The 18,929-nt window shown below is 71.4% G+C and carries 24 protein-coding genes; 22 read left to right on the forward strand and 2 right to left on the reverse strand.

From position 1 onward, the window contains the following. Nucleotide 1 precedes the first annotated feature (1 nt). On the reverse strand, nt 2-478 hold the full coding sequence (flgN, locus tag BM204_RS19885) for a flagellar export chaperone FlgN (protein WP_091117087.1): 477 nt from the start codon (nt 476-478) through the stop codon (nt 2-4). Between the two features lie 260 nt (nt 479-738). Between flgN and BM204_RS19890 the strand changes: the two genes are divergently transcribed. From BM204_RS19890 to BM204_RS19910, 5 genes are all read left to right on the forward strand, one after another. Next, nucleotides 739-1,584 carry a sigma-70 family RNA polymerase sigma factor gene (locus BM204_RS19890; protein ID WP_246166573.1) on the forward strand — a complete coding sequence of 282 codons (846 nt, stop codon included), beginning with the start codon at nt 739-741 and terminating at the stop codon, nt 1,582-1,584. Between the two features lie 191 nt (nt 1,585-1,775). Beyond that, a complete protein-coding gene (locus tag BM204_RS19895; protein WP_091117088.1) occupies nt 1,776-2,903 on the forward strand; it encodes a flagellin N-terminal helical domain-containing protein in 1,128 nt (375 codons plus the stop codon). Nucleotides 2,904-3,033: 130 nt separating this feature from the next. Further along, complete coding sequence (fliD, locus tag BM204_RS19900) at nt 3,034-4,374, forward strand: flagellar filament capping protein FliD (RefSeq protein ID WP_091117091.1); 1,341 nt, start codon at nt 3,034-3,036, stop codon at nt 4,372-4,374. Nucleotides 4,375-4,440: 66 nt separating this feature from the next. Beyond that, nucleotides 4,441-4,821 carry a flagellar export chaperone FliS gene (locus BM204_RS19905; RefSeq protein ID WP_091117093.1) on the forward strand — a complete coding sequence of 127 codons (381 nt, stop codon included), beginning with the start codon at nt 4,441-4,443 and terminating at the stop codon, nt 4,819-4,821. Nucleotides 4,822-4,852: 31 nt separating this feature from the next. Then, nucleotides 4,853-5,173: a hypothetical protein gene (locus tag BM204_RS19910; RefSeq protein ID WP_143099849.1), complete on the forward strand. Its 321-nt coding sequence runs from the start codon at nt 4,853-4,855 to the stop codon at nt 5,171-5,173. Here BM204_RS19910 and BM204_RS19915 read toward each other — a convergent pair. Then, nucleotides 5,163-6,260: a protein-glutamate methylesterase/protein-glutamine glutaminase gene (locus BM204_RS19915; RefSeq protein ID WP_439895899.1), complete on the reverse strand. Its 1,098-nt coding sequence runs from the start codon at nt 6,258-6,260 to the stop codon at nt 5,163-5,165. The two genes, BM204_RS19910 and BM204_RS19915, sit on opposite strands and share 11 nt — an antisense overlap. 45 nt (nt 6,261-6,305) lie before the next feature. Between BM204_RS19915 and BM204_RS19920 the strand changes: the two genes are divergently transcribed. From BM204_RS19920 to BM204_RS20000, 17 genes are all read left to right on the forward strand, one after another. After that, nucleotides 6,306-7,160, forward strand: coding sequence for a CheR family methyltransferase (locus BM204_RS19920; protein WP_091117099.1), 855 nt, complete (start codon nt 6,306-6,308; stop codon nt 7,158-7,160). Nucleotides 7,161-7,232: 72 nt separating this feature from the next. Next, entirely contained in the window at nt 7,233-7,616 is a 384-nt protein-coding gene (locus BM204_RS19925) for a response regulator (protein ID WP_091117101.1), read from the forward strand. Further along, nucleotides 7,613-8,110 carry a chemotaxis protein CheX gene (locus BM204_RS19930; RefSeq protein WP_091117103.1) on the forward strand — a complete coding sequence of 166 codons (498 nt, stop codon included), beginning with the start codon at nt 7,613-7,615 and terminating at the stop codon, nt 8,108-8,110. Before BM204_RS19925 ends, BM204_RS19930 begins: the two co-directional genes overlap by 4 nt. Further along, a complete protein-coding gene (locus BM204_RS19935; protein ID WP_091117105.1) occupies nt 8,107-8,469 on the forward strand; it encodes a response regulator in 363 nt (120 codons plus the stop codon). The genes BM204_RS19930 and BM204_RS19935 overlap by 4 nt, the downstream gene beginning before the upstream one ends. A 4-nt stretch (nt 8,470-8,473) precedes the next feature. Then, nucleotides 8,474-8,962, forward strand: coding sequence for a hypothetical protein (locus BM204_RS19940; RefSeq protein ID WP_091117107.1), 489 nt, complete (start codon nt 8,474-8,476; stop codon nt 8,960-8,962). Nucleotides 8,963-9,106: 144 nt separating this feature from the next. Next, nucleotides 9,107-9,466: a flagellar basal body rod protein FlgB gene (locus tag BM204_RS19945; RefSeq protein WP_246166569.1), complete on the forward strand. Its 360-nt coding sequence runs from the start codon at nt 9,107-9,109 to the stop codon at nt 9,464-9,466. After that, nucleotides 9,466-9,858 (forward strand): flagellar basal body rod protein FlgC, encoded by a 393-nt coding sequence (locus BM204_RS19950; protein WP_091117109.1) that lies wholly within the window; start codon nt 9,466-9,468, stop codon nt 9,856-9,858. The genes BM204_RS19945 and BM204_RS19950 overlap by 1 nt, the downstream gene beginning before the upstream one ends. Continuing rightward, nucleotides 9,858-10,196, forward strand: a complete 339-nt coding sequence (gene fliE, locus BM204_RS19955; protein ID WP_091117155.1) for a flagellar hook-basal body complex protein FliE — start codon at nt 9,858-9,860, stop codon at nt 10,194-10,196. The genes BM204_RS19950 and fliE overlap by 1 nt, the downstream gene beginning before the upstream one ends. Continuing rightward, on the forward strand, nt 10,196-11,776 hold the full coding sequence (gene fliF / locus BM204_RS19960; protein WP_091117111.1) for a flagellar basal-body MS-ring/collar protein FliF: 1,581 nt from the start codon (nt 10,196-10,198) through the stop codon (nt 11,774-11,776). Before fliE ends, fliF begins: the two co-directional genes overlap by 1 nt. Then, on the forward strand, nt 11,776-12,789 hold the full coding sequence (gene fliG, locus BM204_RS19965; RefSeq protein WP_091117113.1) for a flagellar motor switch protein FliG: 1,014 nt from the start codon (nt 11,776-11,778) through the stop codon (nt 12,787-12,789). Before fliF ends, fliG begins: the two co-directional genes overlap by 1 nt. Continuing rightward, on the forward strand, nt 12,773-13,498 hold the full coding sequence (locus tag BM204_RS19970) for a FliH/SctL family protein (protein ID WP_170259295.1): 726 nt from the start codon (nt 12,773-12,775) through the stop codon (nt 13,496-13,498). The genes fliG and BM204_RS19970 overlap by 17 nt, the downstream gene beginning before the upstream one ends. Then, nucleotides 13,495-14,802 (forward strand): FliI/YscN family ATPase, encoded by a 1,308-nt coding sequence (locus BM204_RS19975; protein WP_218031362.1) that lies wholly within the window; start codon nt 13,495-13,497, stop codon nt 14,800-14,802. The genes BM204_RS19970 and BM204_RS19975 overlap by 4 nt, the downstream gene beginning before the upstream one ends. Next, entirely contained in the window at nt 14,799-15,242 is a 444-nt protein-coding gene (locus BM204_RS19980; protein WP_170259294.1) for a flagellar FliJ family protein, read from the forward strand. Before BM204_RS19975 ends, BM204_RS19980 begins: the two co-directional genes overlap by 4 nt. After that, nucleotides 15,239-16,219: a transglycosylase SLT domain-containing protein gene (locus tag BM204_RS19985; RefSeq protein ID WP_091117158.1), complete on the forward strand. Its 981-nt coding sequence runs from the start codon at nt 15,239-15,241 to the stop codon at nt 16,217-16,219. The genes BM204_RS19980 and BM204_RS19985 overlap by 4 nt, the downstream gene beginning before the upstream one ends. Before the next feature lie 14 nt (nt 16,220-16,233). Further along, nucleotides 16,234-17,466 (forward strand): flagellar hook-length control protein FliK, encoded by a 1,233-nt coding sequence (locus BM204_RS19990; protein WP_170259293.1) that lies wholly within the window; start codon nt 16,234-16,236, stop codon nt 17,464-17,466. A gap of 37 nt (nt 17,467-17,503) precedes the next feature. After that, entirely contained in the window at nt 17,504-17,968 is a 465-nt protein-coding gene (locus tag BM204_RS19995; protein WP_170259292.1) for a flagellar hook assembly protein FlgD, read from the forward strand. A 19-nt stretch (nt 17,969-17,987) separates the two neighbouring features. Beyond that, nucleotides 17,988-18,842 carry a flagellar hook-basal body complex protein gene (locus BM204_RS20000; RefSeq protein ID WP_091117122.1) on the forward strand — a complete coding sequence of 285 codons (855 nt, stop codon included), beginning with the start codon at nt 17,988-17,990 and terminating at the stop codon, nt 18,840-18,842. Nucleotides 18,843-18,929: the final 87 nt, after the last annotated feature.

An 18,929-nucleotide genomic window follows, 5' to 3' on the forward strand; every position in this document is an offset into this window, starting at 1 on the left:
GTCACAGCCTCCGATCGACCAGCCGCCGGGCCGGCGCACTGACGACTGCGGACCCGTCCGGGCTGTAGCTGTCGGTGGCGTCACCGATGGTCAGGAGCGCCTCACGGGCGGCCCGATAGCCGCTGGTGATGAGGTCACGATTGGTGTCGGCGAGCGCCTCCACCTCGGCCGTCATCTTCACGAAAGCATCACGGTGGTCGATGAGGATCGAGCGCCAGGGCTCGTCGACCGACTCGGCGAGGGCGCGCAGCGACGGGCGGGAGGACAGCCCGGAGGCGGCAGCCGCCTCGTCGGCGGCGACCGCGCGCAGGACCTCGGTCTCGCGCAGCAGCTCCAGCACCGACTCCACCTCCTGGGCGGCACGCATCAGCCAGTGCGAACGGGCGTTGGCCAGCACCATCTGCTCCACCTCCAGCTTGTAGAGCAGCAGTCCGAGCAGCTCACGCTCACGCCAGAGGATCAAGGAGAGCTTTTCCATCGCGACCGCGCCTCCTTCCTCACCTGTAGCGGAGTCCGACAGCACTCCTATCGGCTGCCTCCCCGCCAGGTCTGAGGACTTCCCCGGATCGGCCTCACCAGTGCGTGGGGGGCACGAAACCAGTGCCGATGTACTACTAAGAGCCCGTTTCTGGGGTGGCTCCTAGTCATATCGGGCCACTCCGGGTGGGCCCGGTCGTCACGACCTTCATGCCCGTCTTCACACTTCCTTCATCCTCCACGCAGGGTCAGGATGAGCATGTGAGCCAGACAACAGCCAGCTACGAAGCAGCCGACGCCCTTGCCGTCGAGAACATCGCCCTCGTCGGTCACATCGTCCGCGAGACGATGTCACGCGTGCCGTCCCACGTGAACCGCGAGGACCTGAGCTCGGCCGGCATGATGGCCCTGGTCAAGGCGTCGCGAGCGTTCGAGGCGGACCGTGGTGTCCCCTTCGTCCGCTACGCCGCCACCCGCATCCGGGGCGCGATCCTCGACGAGCTGCGGGGCATCGACTGGGCGTCGCGCGCCGTGCGCCGTCGCAGCCGGGACCTGGACTCCACCCGCGCGCAGCTGGCCGTCGCCCTCGGCCGCAGCGCCTCCAACGCCGAGGTCGCCTCGGCCCTCGGCATCCCGATCGCCGAGGTGGAGGGCAACGACGAGGACATCGCCCGGGCCAACGTGCTCTCGCTCCAGGGCACGACCGAGGCCGGCCTCGTCGACACCCTGGTCAGCCCGACGGCCGGGCCCGAGGACATGCTCGAGCACCGCGAGCGCCTGCAGTACCTCGTCGAGGCCATCGACGAGCTGCCCGATCGGCTGCGGGTCGTGGTGACCGAGTACTTCCTCGCCGAGCGCCCCATGGCCGAGATCGCCGCCGAGCTCGACGTGTCGGAGTCGCGGGTCTCGCAGATCCGGGCCGAGGCCCTGGTCCTGCTCCGCGACGCCCTCAACACCGCGCTCGACCCGGCCCTGGTGGCCCCCCACCCGCGCCCCGAAGGATGCGCGGCCCGTCGTCGCGACGGCTACTTCGCCGCCGTGGTCGAGCGCCACGCTGCCGGCCCCCAGCGCGGCGGCCTGAAGCAGCGCCTCGACGCCACCGGCTGACCGCACCTCCTGCCCACCGGCTCACTCACCGACCCGGCCCGCTCCTCGATTCCGAGGCGCGGGCCGGTGCTCGTTGCGGGCCGGCCAATAATCGGTAGGGGTTTTCCTCAGGCCCGGGGGGCGGGGGTCGATCTGGATGCCACGGAGTCCACGGACGGACTCCAGTAGGACTCATACCAGGAGGGAACATCATGAGCCTTCGCATCAACCAGAACATCGACGCCTTCAACTCGTACCGCAACCTGTCGGTCACCCAGGGGCAGATGTCCAAGTCACTCGAGAAGCTGTCCAGCGGCTTCCGCATCAACCGTGCCGCCGACGACGCTGCCGGCCTGGCCATCTCCGAGGGCCTGCGCTCGCAGGCCGGCGGTCTCAAGGTCGCCGTCCGCAACGCCCAGGACGGCATCTCGGTCGTGCAGACCGCGGAAGGCGCGCTGACCGAGGTCCACTCGGTCCTCCAGCGCATGCGTGACCTGGCCGTCCAGGCCGGTAACGACACGAACAACGCCGACGCCCGCACCGCGATCGCCGGCGAGGCCACGCAGCTCCAGTCGGAGCTGACGCGGATCTCGGGTGCCACCAACTTCAACGGCACCAAGCTCCTCGACGGCTCGGCCAACACCCTGGAGTTCCAGGTCGGTGCCGGCTCCTCGTCGGGCGACAACACCATCTCGTTCAACTTCGACACCGCCGACGTCGCCGCGGTCGCCACCGCCCTCTCCACGGGTGGCGGCAACGAGTACGCCGTGGTCACGCCGACCGCGGTCACGGGCAACTGGACGTTCACGACCACGGGCGTCGCTGCGACGTCCACGGTCGCCATGGGCGCGGCCGGCAGCCTCGACACCGTCCACCAGGTCGCGGACAAGCTCAACGGCGACTCCGGCTTCGCCGCCAGCTTCCGGGCGACGGTCAACCAGGACAACGAGCTCGTCGTCAACGCCACCAACGGCGGCACGCTGGCCACGACCGCCCCGGGCACCGGTGGTGCTGCGGGCGCGGCCGTCGCCGGTGGCATCTCGTTCAACACCGCCTCCAACGCCCGCAACGCGATCGACGCCATCGACACGCAGATCAAGGCGGTCTCCACCGCTCGCGCCAACCTGGGCTCGGTGCAGAACCGGTTCGAGCACACCATCAACAACCTCAACGTGGCCATCGAGAACACCTCGGCCGCCGAGAGCCGGATCCGCGACACCGACATGGCCCAGGAGATGATGCAGTTCACCCGGGCGCAGATCCTGTCGCAGGCCGGCACCGCGATGCTCGCCCAGGCCAACTCTGCCCCGCAGAGCGTCCTGAGCCTGCTGCGAGGCTGATCGCACGGCCCCGGACCATCGGTCCGGGGCCTCTGCGGCAGCACCGCACCATCCATCGTCCGGGTGAGGGCGGGCACCCCCCCAGCTCGCCCCCACCCGGAACGCCACATCTGCAGGGCAGGAGGACATCGTGGCTACCACCAGCATCAGCGGCCTCTCCAGCGGCCTCGACACCGCCAGCATCATCGACCAGCTCATGCAGCTGGAGGCGATCCCGCAGAGTCGGCTCAAGACTCGCGTCGCGACGGAGCAGTCGCTCGTCACCACGCTCCAGACGCTCAACACCAAGGTCGCCGTCCTGTCCAGCAGGGCAGAGGCGCTGGCGAAGCCCGCCGCCTGGGCACCGCTCGTCTCGTCCTCGTCGGACAGCGACGTCAAGGTGACCACCGGGAGCAACCTCGCGCCCACCAACCTGACCGTGACCGTGACCGCCGTCGCCAAGACCCACCAGCTGGGCTTCGCGACCTCGGCCGCGCTGACCGACCAGGTCACCGGCGCCTCGAACATCGTGCGGCTCGACCGCTTCGACGGCTCCCCCGTCGACATCGACTCCGGGGACGGCACGCTCGCCGGCCTGGTCGCCGCCATCAACGATCCCGACAACGCGACCGGCCTGCGCGCAGCAGCCGTCCGCGTCTCCGACGGCCAGTACCGGCTGCTGGTCGAGTCGTCGGCCACGGGAGCAGCCCAGGACTTCACGCTCACCGCCCAGGACCTCAGCCCGTTGCTTGGCGGCGCCACGGTGCGCAGCGGCACGGACGCCGCCATCGACATCGGCGCCGGCATCTCGGTCGGCTCGACCACCAACACCTTCACCGACGTGGTGCCCGGCCTGACCCTGACGGTCGCTCCGGACACGACCATCGGCACGGTCTCGACGATCAGCGTCACGCGCGACGCCGCCGGCGTCAGCAACTCGGTCAAGGCCCTGGTCGACGCCGTCAACGCTCTGCTCACCGACATCGACACGCAGTCCGCCTCGGGCTCCGCGACCAAGGCCAAGGGCCCCCTCATGGGCGACGCCAACGTGCGGTCCCTGCGCAGCACGGTCCTCGACAGCGTGTTCCCCACCGATGGTTCCTCGATGGCCGACCTCGGCATCGAGGTCGACCGCTTCGGGAAGCTCACCTTCGACTCGGCCACCTTCGCCGGCGCCTACGCCGCCGACCCCGCCGGGGTCGCCGAGCAGTTCACCACGGCCGGTGGTGGCTTCGCCGAGCGCGTCGCCACCGTGACCAAGGGTGCCAGCGACCCGATCGACGGGACGCTGACCGCCGCCATCACCGGCCGCAACTCCGGGATCACCCGGATGAAGGACAGCATCGAGGACTGGGACCAGCGCCTCGAGCTGAGGCGCATCTCCCTCACCCGCCAGTTCACCGCGCTGGAGACGGCACTCAACCAGATGTCGAGCCAGTCCTCGTGGCTGGCCGGGCAGCTCTCCTCGCTGCCCACCAACAGCTCCGGCTGACCTCAGACGGCACCACCGCACCACCGCTCCACCTGTCCGCACGGGAACGCTAAGGAAGGCAACCCCATGAACACCACAGCGCGCGCCGCATACATGGATGCATCGGTCGCGACCGCCAGCCCTGCCCGACTCCTCGTGATGCTCTGCGAGCGCCTCGTCCTCGACGTACGTCGTGGGCTCGAGGCGCAGCGCGAGGGCTCGATCGAGGAAGCCAACCGCCAGCTGATCCACGCCCAGGAGATCGTCTTCGAGCTGCGCAGCAGCCTGCGCGTCGACGACTTCGAGGGCGGACCGGGCCTGGCCTCGATCTACGACTTCGTCCACACCCAGCTCATCCGCGCCAACATCAGCAAGGATCCCGCGATCACCGAGGGGTGCCTGCACCTGGTCATGGACCTGTGCGCCACCTGGTGCCAGGCCGCCCAGCAGTCCGTCCTGGCGGGGTGAGGTCGTCGTGTTCGTCGACCGCGGAGGAATCGTGCGCCAGATCGACACGCACTTCGAGAGCTGGCAGCTGGAGCTGGACCGCCTCGAGCTCGACGTGATGCGCGCCGAGCGGGCCTTCGCCACCGACGGCCTGCTGCGCACCGACGGGTGGGAGGTCCCGAGCCTCGCCGGCCCGGTCCCCGAGGACCTGCGCGGGCGAGCGACCGAGCTCCTGACCCGCCAGCAGGAGCTGCTGGTGAGCCTGACCGAACGCCTCGGCGCGACGGGCCGCCAGCAGGCACTCGCCGAGAACGTCGGTCGGGTGTCGACGCGCGACCGGAGCCGGCCGGTCTACTTCGACATCAGCGCCTGAGCATGCCGGCCATCAGGGACGTGAGCCGCTGGGCGATCTCGCCGAGCGGCACAACCTCGTCGGCCAGGCCCGCGTTGGCCACGGCGCCCGGCATCCCCCACACGACCGAGCTCGCCTCGTCCTGGACGAGGATCCGGCCCTGGTGCTCCGCGATCTCACGGCAGCCGGCGAGACCGTCGTGACCCATGCCGGTCAGCACCAGCGCGCCGACCCCGTCTCCGAACGTTTCGGCGGCGGAGCGGAAGAGCGGGTCAGCCGCCGGCCGGCAGAAGTTCTCCTTCGGCCCGTCGTCGAGCCGGGCCCGGACCATGCCTGCGACCCGCGAGATGCGCAGGTGCCGGTCCCCCGGAGCGACGAGCACCTGGCCGGCCACGACGAGGTCGCCGTCGACGGCCTCGCGCACGGACAGGGCGGAGACCCGGTCGAGCCGGGCGGCGAACATGGTCGTGAAGACCGGTGGCATGTGCTGGGCCACGAGCACCGGCACGGGAAAGTCGCCCGGCAGGGCGCCCAGCACCTGGGCCAGCGCGTCGGGACCACCGGTCGAGCTGGCGATCACCAGCAGCCGGCACGGCGCGTGGCGCGGCACCGGCTGACGTCGTACGACGGGGCGCGCGGCGCCGACCCGGCGCACGCCGGCCAGCGCCTTGATGCGCGGCACGAGCTGCTCGCGCACCTCGGTCATCGACTCGGCCATGGAGCCGGTGTTGCTCGGCTTGGTCACATAGTCGGAAGCGCCGTTGGAGAGGGCCTCGAGCGTGCTCGCGGCACCGCGCTCGGTGAGTGTGGAGAACATGATGATCGGCAGCCGGGGGTGGCGCGGATGGATGACCGCCAGGGCACCGAGCCCGTCGAGGCGAGGCATCTCCACGTCCAGGGTCACCGCGTCGGGCAACAGGGCATCGACCATCTCGATCGCCTCGAGCCCGTCGCGCGCGGCTCCCACGACCTCGATGGCGGGGTCCTGCGACAGCACCGAGGTGATGAGGCGGCGCAGCACGGATGAGTCGTCGACTACCAGAACTCTGATCACGAGGGGCAGATCGGCCCACCGGTGCTCCGACTGAGGACAACACCCAACTCCCACCCCGATACGTCTCAGGATGGTCGAGCGGATCCCGATGGGTGGCTCGTGAGCATCGCAGAGTCCAGCTTCCACTACGTGGCCGACCTCGTCCGTCGGGAGACCTCCATGCTCTATGAGCAGGGCAAGGAGTACCTCGTCGAGGCACGACTCCTCCCCCTCGCTCGTGAGGCGGGGGACTCCGACGTCGACGTCTACGTGAGTCGCCTGATGACCGATGCCGCCGAGCGCCGCAAGGCGATCGACGCCCTGACCATCAACGAGACATCCTGGTTCCGCGACAACGCGCCCTACCAGGCCTTCACCGACGTGCTCCTGCCGCAGGCCATCGCCGCGCGGCAGGCCACGCGCAAGATCTCCATCTGGTCCGCGGCCTGCTCGAGCGGTCAGGAGGCCTACAGCCTCTCGATGCTGCTCGACCAGCACCTGCCCCTCGGCTGGACCGCCGAGATCCTCGCCACCGACGTGTCCACGGCGATGCTCGGACGGGTCAAGGCCGGGCGCTACAGCCAGGTGGAGATGAACCGCGGCCTGCCGGCCACCCACCTGGTGCGCTACTTCACCCGGGTCGGCAGCGAGTGGGAGGTCTCCGCCGACCTGCGGCGCATCGTCACCACCCAGCACCTCAACCTGGCCACGACGTTCCCGCCGCTGCCGACGTTCGACATCGTCTTCCTGCGCAACGTCCTCATCTACTTCGACCTCGACACCAAGCGGGACATCCTGCGCCGGGTGCACGCGCGGGTCGCCCCTGGGGGCTCGCTCCTGCTCGGCTCGTCCGAGACGACGCTCGACCTCACCGACAGCTGGGAGCGCGAGGCCGTCGGCCGCGTGCAGGTGCACCGCCCGGTCCCAGCGGCAGGGGCCTTCGGACTCACCGCACCGACGAGGGCAGCCGTATGACCCTCCGGATCCCCTTCGCCACCGACACGACCGCCGCCACCCCCACGGCAACCCCGACAGGAGCCTGACCCCATGCACGCGCTGATCATCGACGATTCCCGAGCCATGCGCTCGATCTTGCGACGCATCGTCACGGACCTCGGCTACGACACGACCGAGGCCGAGCACGGCCAGGCCGCGCTCGACCACATGGAGGGCGGCTTGGTGCCCGATCTGTGCCTGATCGACTGGAACATGCCGGTGATGGACGGCTACCAATTCGTGCAGCGAGTCCGCGACGACCCGCGCTGGCGCGACGTCACCTTGATGATGGTCACGACCGAGAGCGAGCACGGTCAGATCGTGCGCGCCCTCGCCGCCGGTGCCCACGAGTACGTCATCAAGCCGTTCACCCCCGACGCGATAGTCGACAAGCTCGAGCTCCTCGGCCTCCTGGTGGCGGAGGTGCCGGCATGATCCTCGAAGGCCCCACCTACACCGACCTGCACGCCGTCGTCGACGAGGTCTGGTCGGCGTTCCTCGGCCCCGAGGACCCGCTCCTGCCCGCCCTTCCGGACACCGGGCTGGGCGACGGGGTGACCTGGTCCGCAGCCACCAGCGTGACCGGCGCCTGGAACGGCGTCGTGACCGTCGAGATCCCCGACGTGGTCGCCCAGACCGCGACCGAGCGGATGCTGGGCCTCGCGCCCGGTGAGGACCTCAGCACCGAGGACGTCGCCGACGCGGTCGGCGAGCTGGTCAACATGATCGGCGGCAACGTCAAGAGCCTGATGCCGGGGCCGAGCGCCCTGTCGCTCCCGCTGGTCGCCCGGGGCACGATCGCCTCGCCCTCCGACCTGACCGAGGTCTCCTGCCTGGACCTCACCTGGGCCGGGTCCCCCCTCCGCGTCTCCGTGCTCGCCCGGCGAGACGTCCCCGCCCGCGCCACCGACAAGCAGGAGTCAGCATGAAGATCCTCGTCGCCGACGACAGCCGCGTGATGCGCCAGATCGTCATCCGCACCCTGCGTCAGGCCGGCCGCGGCGGTCACGACATCGTCGAGGCCCAGGACGGTCAGGAGGCGCTCGACCTCGTGCGCAGCGAGGCACCCGACCTGGTGCTGTCGGACTGGAACATGCCGGAGATGAACGGCATCGACGTCCTCACCAGCCTGCGCGCCTCCGGCTCCCAGGTCGCCTTCGGCTTCGTCACCTCCGAGGGGTCGGAGGAGATGCGCGCCCGCGCCGCGCAGGCCGGCGCCGCGTTCCTGATCGCCAAGCCCTTCACGCCCGAGGCGTTCGGCGAGGCCCTCGCGGGCATCGGGCTCTAGACCGATGACGACGACCGACACGCACCTGCCGGTGACCAAGGACGTGCGCGATCTGTTGGTCGGGCTCCTCGGCAAGGACGTGACGCTCAGCCCCATCGGTCCCCTCGCTCCCGGACCCGCGACGCCCGCGAGCGTCGCGCTCTACACCGACGACTCGCTGCAGCTGCGGGCCGTCATCGCCTGCGACCTCGGGTTCTCCGCCCGGGCCGCCGCGGCCCTGGCCCTCATGCCTCCCAGCAGCGCCGACGCCGCGCTCGAGGAGGGGGCCCTCGACGAGACGCTGCGCGACAACCTCTACGAGGTGCTCAACATCGCGGCCTCGCTCTTCAACGTCGACGACGCACCGCACGTCAAGCTCTACGACCTGCACCCGGCCGGCCCGCCGCTCCCACCCGACGTACGGGTCAGGACGCTGACGCTGGGCCGTCGCGAGGACCTCGCCGTGGAGATCGCGGGCTATGGCACGGGACGGCTCTCGATCGTCCTCTGCTGAGCCCCCGGTCTGGGCCCTCACGGGATCTTCACGGATTCCCTCAGGTCCCCCACCCCGGGACCGATCAACCCTGCGAGCACGGATCGCTCGCCCCGCCCCACGCCGACGGACCGGCACCCACTCGACCACCTCGAGAGGCTCGCTGTGTCCGTCCCCGCCTTCTCCGCGTCCGATGCCGTCTCCTCGGTCCTCGGCGCCGCACTCGACGGCCTGTCGATGCGTCAGCGCGTGATCGCCGACAACATCGCCAACATCGACACCCCCGGCTTCCGGGCCACCAGCGTCGACTTCGAGAGCTCGCTGCGCTCCGCGATCACGTCGGGTGACCCCAGCCAGGTCGGGGTGGCCACGACGCCCACCGACACCCCGGTGGGGCCGGACGGCAACAGCGTCGACCTCCGCAAGGAGACGGTCGCCGCGATGCAGTCGCAGTTCCAGTACCAGATGATGACGCGAGCGGTCAGCGACCGCTTCGACATCCTGCGGATCTCGGCCGGTGCGTGATGGGCGCCTTCGACCTGCTCGGCATCGCCGGCTCCAGCCTCGGCATGCACCAGACGTGGCTCGACTCGCTGGCCAACAACATCGCCAACGTCAACACCGTCGTGGCGACCAGCGAGAACGCCTTTCAGGCCCAGATGGTCACCGCCGCCCCACGTCCCGGCGGCGGCGTCCAGGTCTCCGGCATCGCCCTCAGCGACGCGGCCGGCATGGTCGTCAACGACCCGGACCACCCGCTCGCCGACGCCGACGGCAACGTCCGGGCACCTGCCGTGGACATGTCGAGCCAGATGAGCCAGCTGATCATGGCCCAGCGCGGCTACCAGGCCTCGGTGCAGATCACCAAGTACGCGCAGGAGACCTACTCCAGCGCCCTGTCGATCGGGGGTCGATGATGAGTGTCTCCGGCATCGAGGCGATGGGCTTCACGCCGTACGTCGCCCCGCAGGTCCCCAGCACCCCCGCCGGATCCGGCGGGGTCGGTGGGGCCGGCAGCGCCGCTGGCGTCCAGGGCGCCTCCTTCGGCGACCTGGTGCTCGACGGGCTCGACCGCCTCGAGGGCGTGCAGGACCGCAGCGACCAGCTGGCCGTCAAGGCCGCCACGGGTGACCTCCAGAACCTGCACGACTACACGATCGCGGCCACCGAGGCCACCGTGACCACCCAGATGACCGTCGCCGTCCGCAACAAGGCCGTCGAGGCGTTCACCGAGATCATGCGGATGCAGGTCTGATGAAGCAGCAGCTCGGTCGCACGCTGGCCAGGTACCAGCGCACCTTCGCGACATTCACCACCGGCCAGAAGGCCATGGCCGTGCTCGGCACCGCCGCGCTCCTGCTCGCCGGCTTCATGGTCTTCAAGTGGGCCGCCACGCCCAGCATGGCGCCGCTCTACTCCAACCTCTCCTCCGCTGATGCCTCCGCGGTCATCGACCAGCTCGAGACCAGCGGCGTCCCCTACGAGCTCGGCGGCGGCGGCGGCACCGTGATGGTGCCGCGCGACCTGGTCTACTCGACCCGCATCGACCTGAGCGGTGAGGGCCTGCCGACCAGCAGCGACGACGGCTACTCGCTGCTCGACAGCCAGGGCCTGTCCACCTCGCAGTTCCAGGAGCAGACCGACTTCAAGCGGGCCATGGAGGGCGAGCTCTCCCGCACGATCGAGGCGATCGACGACGTCGAGACCGCGGTCGTCCACCTTGCGCTGCCGCCCCAGCAGGTCTTCGCCGACGAGCAGGACCCGGCCACGGCCTCGGTCCTCGTGGCCACCCGCCCGGGCACGACCCTGGGCGCCGACCAGGTCCAGGCCGTCGTCCACCTCGTCGCCTCCAGCATCGACGGCCTCGACCCGACGAAGGTGACGGTCGCGGACTCCACGGGACTCGTGCTCTCCGCCCCCGACGGCTCGGCCGCGGCGGCCTCGAGCACCCGCACCCAGCAGACCGAGGCGATGCAGGACCAGCTGCACGGCCAGCTCCAGTCCATGCTCGACCGGGTGGTCGGCGTGGGCAACTCCACCGTGCAGGTGACGACCGACCTCGACTTCGACCAGTCGGTGGTCGAGACGACCGACTTCTCCGTCGACGACGACACCCCGCCGCTCTCCGCGAGCAGCAGCAGCGAGACCTACACCGGCCCGGACGCCACCACCCAGGTGGGCGGCGTCGTCGGCCCGGACGGCCAGATGGACACCACCGCTTCGGGCGGCGACGCCTCGAGCTATGTCAAGGAGCAGTCGGCGGAGGACAACGCAGTCGACAGCACCGTCGAGCGCCGCGAGACCTCGCCGGGCTCGATCCGCTCGATGCACGTCAGCGTCGTGCTGGACACCGCCACCACCAAGCAGATCTCGCCCACCGACATCCAGGACCTGGTCGCTGCCGGCGTCGGGATCAACCGCAAGCGCGGCGACACCGTCCAGGTCACCTCGCTGCCCTTCGACCGCACCGCCGAGCTGGCGGCGGCCGAGGAGCTGAAGGCCGCGGCTGCTGCGAACACCAAGGCAGAGCAGACCACGCTCTACCGCAACATCGGCCTCGGCGTGCTGGTCGTGCTGATGCTGCTGCTGGCCTGGATCACCGGACGCAAGCGGGCCAAGGCACGCGACAAGGCCACGACGTACGTCGTCGAGCAGCTGCGCCAGGAGTCCTCGGCCCGCACCTCGGCGCTGGAGATGCCGCCGGCGGCGCTCGCCCTGGAGCAGGCCGAGCACGACCAGACCCTGGAGCTGCGCGAGGAGCTCAACTCCCTGGTCGAGCGTCAGCCCGAGGACGTCGCGGCCCTGCTGCGCGGCTGGCTCGTGGAGCGTCCCTGATGACCACGACCCTCGCCGGCCTCGGCGTGCGCAAGGCCGCCATCCTGCTGGTCCAGCTCGGTCGCGACCGGGCGGCCGCTGTCATGAGCAAGCTCGACGACAGCGAGGTCGAGGCGATCTCCGCCGAGATCGCCCGCCTCGACTCCATCAGCGGTGGCGAGACCGAGTCGGTGCTCACCGAGTTCCGCGACCTGATGACCGCCCGGGCCCACATCGCGCAGGGTGGCCTCGCCTTCGCCCAGCAGCTCCTCGAGCAGTCGCTCGGCAGCGAGCGCGCCGCGGAGATCATGGAGCGGCTCAACGCGGCCGCCGTGCAGATGCCCTTCCAGTTCCTGCACCGCGCGGACCCGGCGCAGCTGCGCTCCTTCATCGTCGACGAGCACCCGCAGGTGATCGCCCTGGTACTCGCCCACATGACGCCCGACAAGGCCTCGCTGCTGCTCTCCGGCCTCCCGCCCGAGCAGCAGGCCAAGGTCGCCCACCGGATCGCCGTCATGGACCGCACCTCACCCGACATCGTGCGCGCGGTCGAGGCGACCCTGGAGCGCAAGCTCTCCTCGATGCTCCAGCCGTCCGACCTCTCACGCGTCGGCGGCCTAGACCCCCTGGTCAACATCATCAACCGCTCCGACCGCTCGACCGAGCGCCAGATCGTCGAGGGGCTCGAGAGCCTCGACGCCGCCCTGGCCAACGAGGTCAAGAGCCGGATGTTCATGTTCGAGGACATCGTCGACCTCGACGACCGGTCGATCCAGCAAGTGCTGCGCCAGGTCGACACATCCGAGCTCGCGCTCGCGCTCAAGGGTGTCGCGGACCAGGTGCGAGACAAGATCACCAGCAACCTGTCCGAGCGCGCCGGCGTCACGCTGGTCGAGGAGATCGAGCTGCTCGGGCCCGTGCGTCTGACCCAGGTGGAAGAGGCCCAGCAGGCCATCATCCGCACCATCCGACAGCTCGAGGAGCAGGGCCAGATCATGGTCCGGCGAGGGAATGACGATGAGTTCGTCGACTGAGGCCCGCCCTGACACGGGGCCGGGCGCCGGGGCCGCGGTCCTGCGCGGCGCGAGCGCCGACGCGGCCAGCTCGATGGGCACCCCCGAGCTGCGCTCGGGCTCGTGGACCCGCTTCGGGGACCGCTCGGTCCTCGGCGACGCGGTCACCGAGCAGGTCCTGTCCGGTCTCGCCGAGAGCACCCGCACGGCCGCCCGCAGCCAGGGGTACGCCGTGGGGTGGGCCGAGGGCCGGCGCGAGGCCGCCGTCGAGGCGGCCGCCGTCACCACGGTGGCCGAGGAGCAGCGCTGCATCGCCGAGGCACACCGCGAGACGGAGCACCGCGCCGCGGTCGAGGCTCTCACCCGGGCCGCCGCCTCGCTCCAGCACACGCTCGCCGCGGTCAGCGCCCGGGTCGAGGACCAGGCACTCCTGCTTGCCCGTGAGCTCACCGAGGCCCTCGTCCAGCACGAGCTGCGACTGTCCCCCGACCTCGGCGGGGACGTCGTGCGGCGCGCGCTGTCGGTGCTGCCGGCGGGCCTGCCCGTGACGCTGCGCCTGCACCCGTCGGTCACCGACGCGGCCGCCGTCCGAGAGCTCTCGGAGCAGGGCGTGCGCGTGGTGGGCGATCCTTCGCTGCAGCCCGGTGACGCGGTCATCGAGGCCGACGACCACGTGGTCGACCTGTGCATCGAGACCGCCCTCGCGCGGCTCCGCGAGGTGCTGTCGTGACCGCGCTCCTGGACGCCGGGCTCGTCGATCGCGCCCGCGCCTCGATGCTTCCCCTGCGGCTGGGCCGCGTCAGCGAGATGGTCGGCCTGCACCTGCGGGTCACCGGCCTGCGCGCCGCCGTGGGCGACCTGCTCGAGATCCTGGCGCCCACCCCGGTGCTCGCCGAGGTCGCCGCCAGCAGCACCACAGGGCTCGTCTGCCTCCCGCTCGGTCACACCGCGGGGCTCGAGGTCGGCGCCCCTGTCCGCCACACCGGCGGTCCCCTGCAGATCCACGTCGGCGACCGGCTGCGTGGCCGGGTCCTCGACGGTCTCGGTCGCCCGATCGACGGGGGACCCGCCCTCGGCGACCTGCCCGTCGTACGGGTCGAGCAGGCAGCGCCCGACGCCCTCGCCCGCCCCCGCATCGACCGCCAGCTCGGGCTCGGTGTGCGGGCCCTCGACTCGCTGGTGCCCTGCGGCACCGGGCAGCGGCTCGGGATCATGGCCGGCTCCGGGGTCGGCAAGTCCAGCCTGCTGTCGATGATCGCCCGCGGCACCGAGGCCGAGGTCTCCGTCATCGCCCTGGTCGGCGAGCGTGGCCGCGAGGTGCGCGAGTTCATCGAGAACGACCTGGGCCCCGAAGGCCTGGCCCGTTCCGTCGTCGTCGTCGCCACCTCGGACGCGCCGCCCGTCGAGCGCCTGCGCGCGGCCTTCGTGGCGACGCGGATCGCGGAGTGGTTCCGCGACGACGGCAAGCACGTGCTGCTGATGATGGACAGCCTGACCCGCGTCGCGATGGCCCAGCGTGAGATCGGCCTCTCGGCTGGCGAGCCGCCCGCGACCCGCGGCTACCCGCCCAGCGTCTTCGCCCTGCTCCCCCGCCTGCTCGAGCGAGCCGGGACCTCGCCCACGGGCTCGATCACCGGGCTCTACACCGTGCTGGTGGAGGGCGACGACATGCAGGACCCCATCGGCGACACCGCCCGCTCGATCCTCGACGGCCACGTCGTGCTCACCCGTCGTCTCGCGACGGCCGGGCACTTCCCGAGCATCGACGTGCTCGAGTCGATCTCGCGGGTGACCTCCGCGGTCACGACGCCCGAGCAGCGCGAGGCCGCGATCCAGCTGCGCCGGATGCTCGCCGCCCACCGCTCGGTCCGCGAGCTGGTCGAGATCGGTGCCTACGTCTCGGGCACCGACCCCGACGCCGACGCGGCCATCGCCCGGATGCCGGAGATCAACGACTTCCTGCGCCAGCCGATGGACGCCGCCACCCCGCTCGACGAGACCTGGGCGCGCCTCCAGGGACTGGTGGCACCGTGAGCGCCGCCGAGGACCGCGGGCTGCAGGCCGTGTCGCGCGTCCGGGCAGTCCGCGAGCGCGACAGCCGCCTCGGGCTGCAGCAGGCGATCGTCGAGCAGCGCCAACACGAGCAGGCCGTGGCCGACCTGGAGCAGAGCGTGCGCGAGCACGGCAGCCGGGTCGTCACCGATGCCGCGCAGTTCGTCGCGCTGCGCGCGTCGCTCGCCGCGCTCACCGACGCCGCGAGCCATCGACGGGGCGAGGCCGACCAGGCCGCCGTCGTACGCTCCAGCGCGGACGCGCACTGGCATTCGCACAAGACCCGCCTCTCGGCCGTCGACAACCTCCTCGAGAGCCGCGTCGACGAGCGCCGGGCCGTCGACGCGCACGACGAGGCACGCGAGCTCGACGAGGTCGCCGGGCGCCTGTGGCTCCGTCGTACGGCGGGGGGGCGCTCATGAGCGTCTCCGACGTCACCAGCCGGATCTCGATGATCCAGAGCCAGCTCGCGCTGCTCGCCCCGCCGAGGCCCGCCTCGACCGCCTTCAGCGGCGCGCTCGCCACCGCCGGCACCGCGGCACTGGCCGGCATGACGACCACGCCCCCGCTCTCCAGCACCGCACCGACCACGGGTGGCACGGCTGGCGCGGGCGTCGGTGGGGAGGCCGTCGTCGCCGAGGCCCGCAAGTACCTCGGCGTCCCCTACCTCTGGGGCGGCACCGACCCGCAGAAGGGCCTCGACTGCTCGGGGATGATCCAGCTCGTCTACAAGAACCTCGGCATCGACATCCCCCGCGTCTCCTACCAGCAGGCCACCGCCGGTCGACCCGTCGCATCGCTCGCGGAAGCCCAGCCGGGCGACATCCTGGCCTTCAAGTCGCCGGTAAGCCACGTGAGCATCTACATCGGCAACAACCAGATGATCGAGGCACCGCGCACCGGGCTCGACGTGCGTGTCATCGACGTCTACGAGACCCCCGTGGCGATCCGCCGGATCCTGCCCGAGGGCGGGGCGGCTCCGGTCAGCCGCGCCGGAGCACCGACGGGCGGTGCTGTCGGTGGCGTCCCGTTCGCCGAGCTCTTCAACGGCGCCGCGCAGAAGTACGGCGTCTCACCCGCCCTGCTCTCCGCCGTGGCCAGGCAGGAGTCGGGCTATGACCCGACCGCCGTCAGCCCAGCCGGCGCCCAGGGCCTCATGCAGCTCATGCCCCGCACCGCCCAGGGCCTCGGCGTCACCAACTCCTTCGACCCCACGCAGGCCGTCGACGGCGCCGCCCGCCTGCTGCGCGACCTGCTCGACCGCTTCGGCTCCACCCCCCTCGCACTTGCGGCCTACAACGCCGGACCCGGCGCGGTGCTGCGCTACGACGGCATCCCGCCCTACCCCGAGACGCAGAACTACGTGCGCTCCGTCATGTCGATGCTGGAGGCAGCCTGATGACGATCGCCCCGATGTCGCCCCCCGTCGTCGCCCCCGGCGCCCCCGGCGCCCCCGGCGCCCCCGGCGCCGCAGGTGCCGGTGCTGCGGCCACCACGGCGGCCACGCCCGAGGGGCTGGGCTTCGGCGCTCTCGTGGCAGCGCTCGTCGCGGACGCCGGCACCCCCGTCGAGCCGACGCCGAGTGTCACCGCCGAGCCGACGCCCGACGACACCACCGAGCCTGCCGAAGAGGACAAGGCCGAGTCGGCGCAATGTTGCACGACGATGCCGCCGGTCCTGCTCGCCGGTCGCCTGCCTGTCCCGCTTGCGATCTCACTGCCGGCGCCCACCGGCCCGGTGACCACCTCGACCGGCACGGCCGACGCGCTCGTGCGACAACGCGCCGACTCGGCGCTCACGCCCGAGCCGCTCGTCACGGACCCGGCCACCCCCACCCCCGACGTCGTACGACGACCCGAGGGCGACGCCGCAGACGCACCCGCCGCTGCGGCCGAGGCCACGAGCACGGCCAGGACGGAAGCCACCGTGCAACAACGCGCCGACTCGGCGTCCCCGGCCCCCGCCACCGTGCAACAACGCGCCGACTCGGCCAGCACCCCCACGCCGACCGCCGACCCCGGCGCAGCAGCAGCGGCCGGCGTCACGGGCACCAGCCCGACGGCAGGGGCCTCGGCCGAACGACCTGCCGCTCCACCCGCCACCGCAGCAGTCACGCGCCAGGTCTTCCCCGAGGTCACTCGGCTCGCCTCTTCGGGCCCCGGCACCCACCACCTGACGCTGCGCCTCGACCCCGGCTCGCTCGGCGAGGTCCGGGTGACCCTCACGGTGCGCGCCGGAACGGTGCGGGTGAGCCTGGCGGCCGGCCAGGAGGCGCGCGACGCCCTGCTCCACAGCTCCCCCGACCTGCGCCGACTCCTGGAGCTGGGCGGCGCCGACGCCACCGTCACCATCCGCGACCTGGGTGCCGCCGGGACGAGCGGGCTGGGTGGCCTGCTCGACCGCAGCACCAGCCGCGACGACACCGCGGCCGCCTACGCCCGCGCCGCTGGGGAGCAGGTCCCCTCGGGGAGCGACCGCCCCGGCGCCGGCGACTCCGGGCCCCCACGAGGGTTCGGCCACGATCACCACGCACGGACGCGTGAGGACACCACCGCCAGGGATGGCAGCCCGGACCCGACGACCCCGTCGAGACCGGTCGAGCTGCGCACGTCACGCGGGCCCTCGGGCCTGGACGTGTCCATCTAGGAGGAGGAACGCGTTGTCCATCCCGGCAATCGAAACCATGGCGCCGCCCACAGGCATGCTCGCCAGCACGTCCACGACGGGCACGGGCTCGGCCGACAAGGAGATGTTCCTGCAGCTCCTGGTGGCCCAGCTGCGCTACCAGGACCCGATGAACCCGAGCGACACCAGCGAGTTCCTGTCGCAGTCGGCCCAGTTCACCGCTCTCGAGAAGATGCAGTCCGTCGCCGACCAGACCGGCGCCCTGCTCGGGGCCCAGATGGCCTTCGGTGGCGCCCAGCTCGTCGGCCGCCAGGTCACCTACACCCTGGGCGACGGCACCGAGGGGAGCGGCCTCGTCAGCGGCGTGACCTTCGGACCCTCAGGCCCGGTCCTCGACGTCGGTGGCGTCGAGGTCCCCATCTTCCAGGTCCAGTCCGTCACCGACGGCACCACGACCACCCCGACCACCCCGACCACCCCGACCACCCCCACGATCCCATCCCTGGCAGTTCCGGCCCTCTGAGGGCCCGAGAGGACATCCCATGCTTCGCTCACTCTTCGCCGGCATCAGCGGCCTTCGCGTCAACCAGACCATGCTCGACGTCACCGGCAACAACATCGCCAATGCCAACACGATCGGCTTCAAGTCCAGCACCGTCGTCTTCCAGGACACGCTGAGCCAGATGCTCACCGGTGCCTCCGGCGCCAGCGCCAGCCAGGGCGGCACCAACTCGATCCAGGTCGGCCTCGGCGTGCAGGTCGCCGCGGTCGCCTCCAACCTGCTCCAGGGGTCGGCCCAGATGACCGGTCGTGCCACCGACCTGATGATCCAGGGTGACGGCATGTTCGTCCTCCAGGACGGCAACCAGCAGATCTTCACCCGCGCCGGTGCCTTCACCTTCGACGAGACCGGCGCGCTCGTCAGCCCCGCGGGCGCCCGGGTCCAGGGCTACGCGCTCGATGCGGCGGGGGTGGCCACCGGCGGCCTGGTCAACGTCACGCTGGACACCGCCGGGCTCACCCCGGCCGTGCCCGTCGGCACCGAGCTCACGTCCTACGCGATCGGCACCGACGGCAAGATCCGCGGCGTCTTCTCCGACGGCGTGCAGCGCGACATGGCCCAGCTGGCCCTGGCCGACTTCAACAACCCCAACGGCCTCGAGCGGGTCGGCGAGACGTCGTTCCGGGAGTCCGCCAACTCCGGCACTGCGGAGATCGACATCCCCGGCGCCGGCCAGCGCGGCACCCTGATCGGCGGCGCCCTGGAGATGTCCAACGTCGACCTGGCCGCGGAGTTCACCAACCTGATCCTCGCCCAGCGTGGCTTCCAGGCCAGCTCGCGCGTGATCACGACCTCCGACCAGGTCCTCGAGGACCTGGTCAACATCAAGAGGTAGCAGCAGACGTCCGTGCGTCGGGCTGCCCGAGTCGCTGCCGCGCAGCCCGTCGTACGGATCCCTCAGGTCTATACCTCCCCTACCGAT

This window comes from Nocardioides psychrotolerans (assembly GCF_900113685.1).
Lineage (GTDB): Bacteria > Actinomycetota > Actinomycetes > Propionibacteriales > Nocardioidaceae > Nocardioides > Nocardioides psychrotolerans.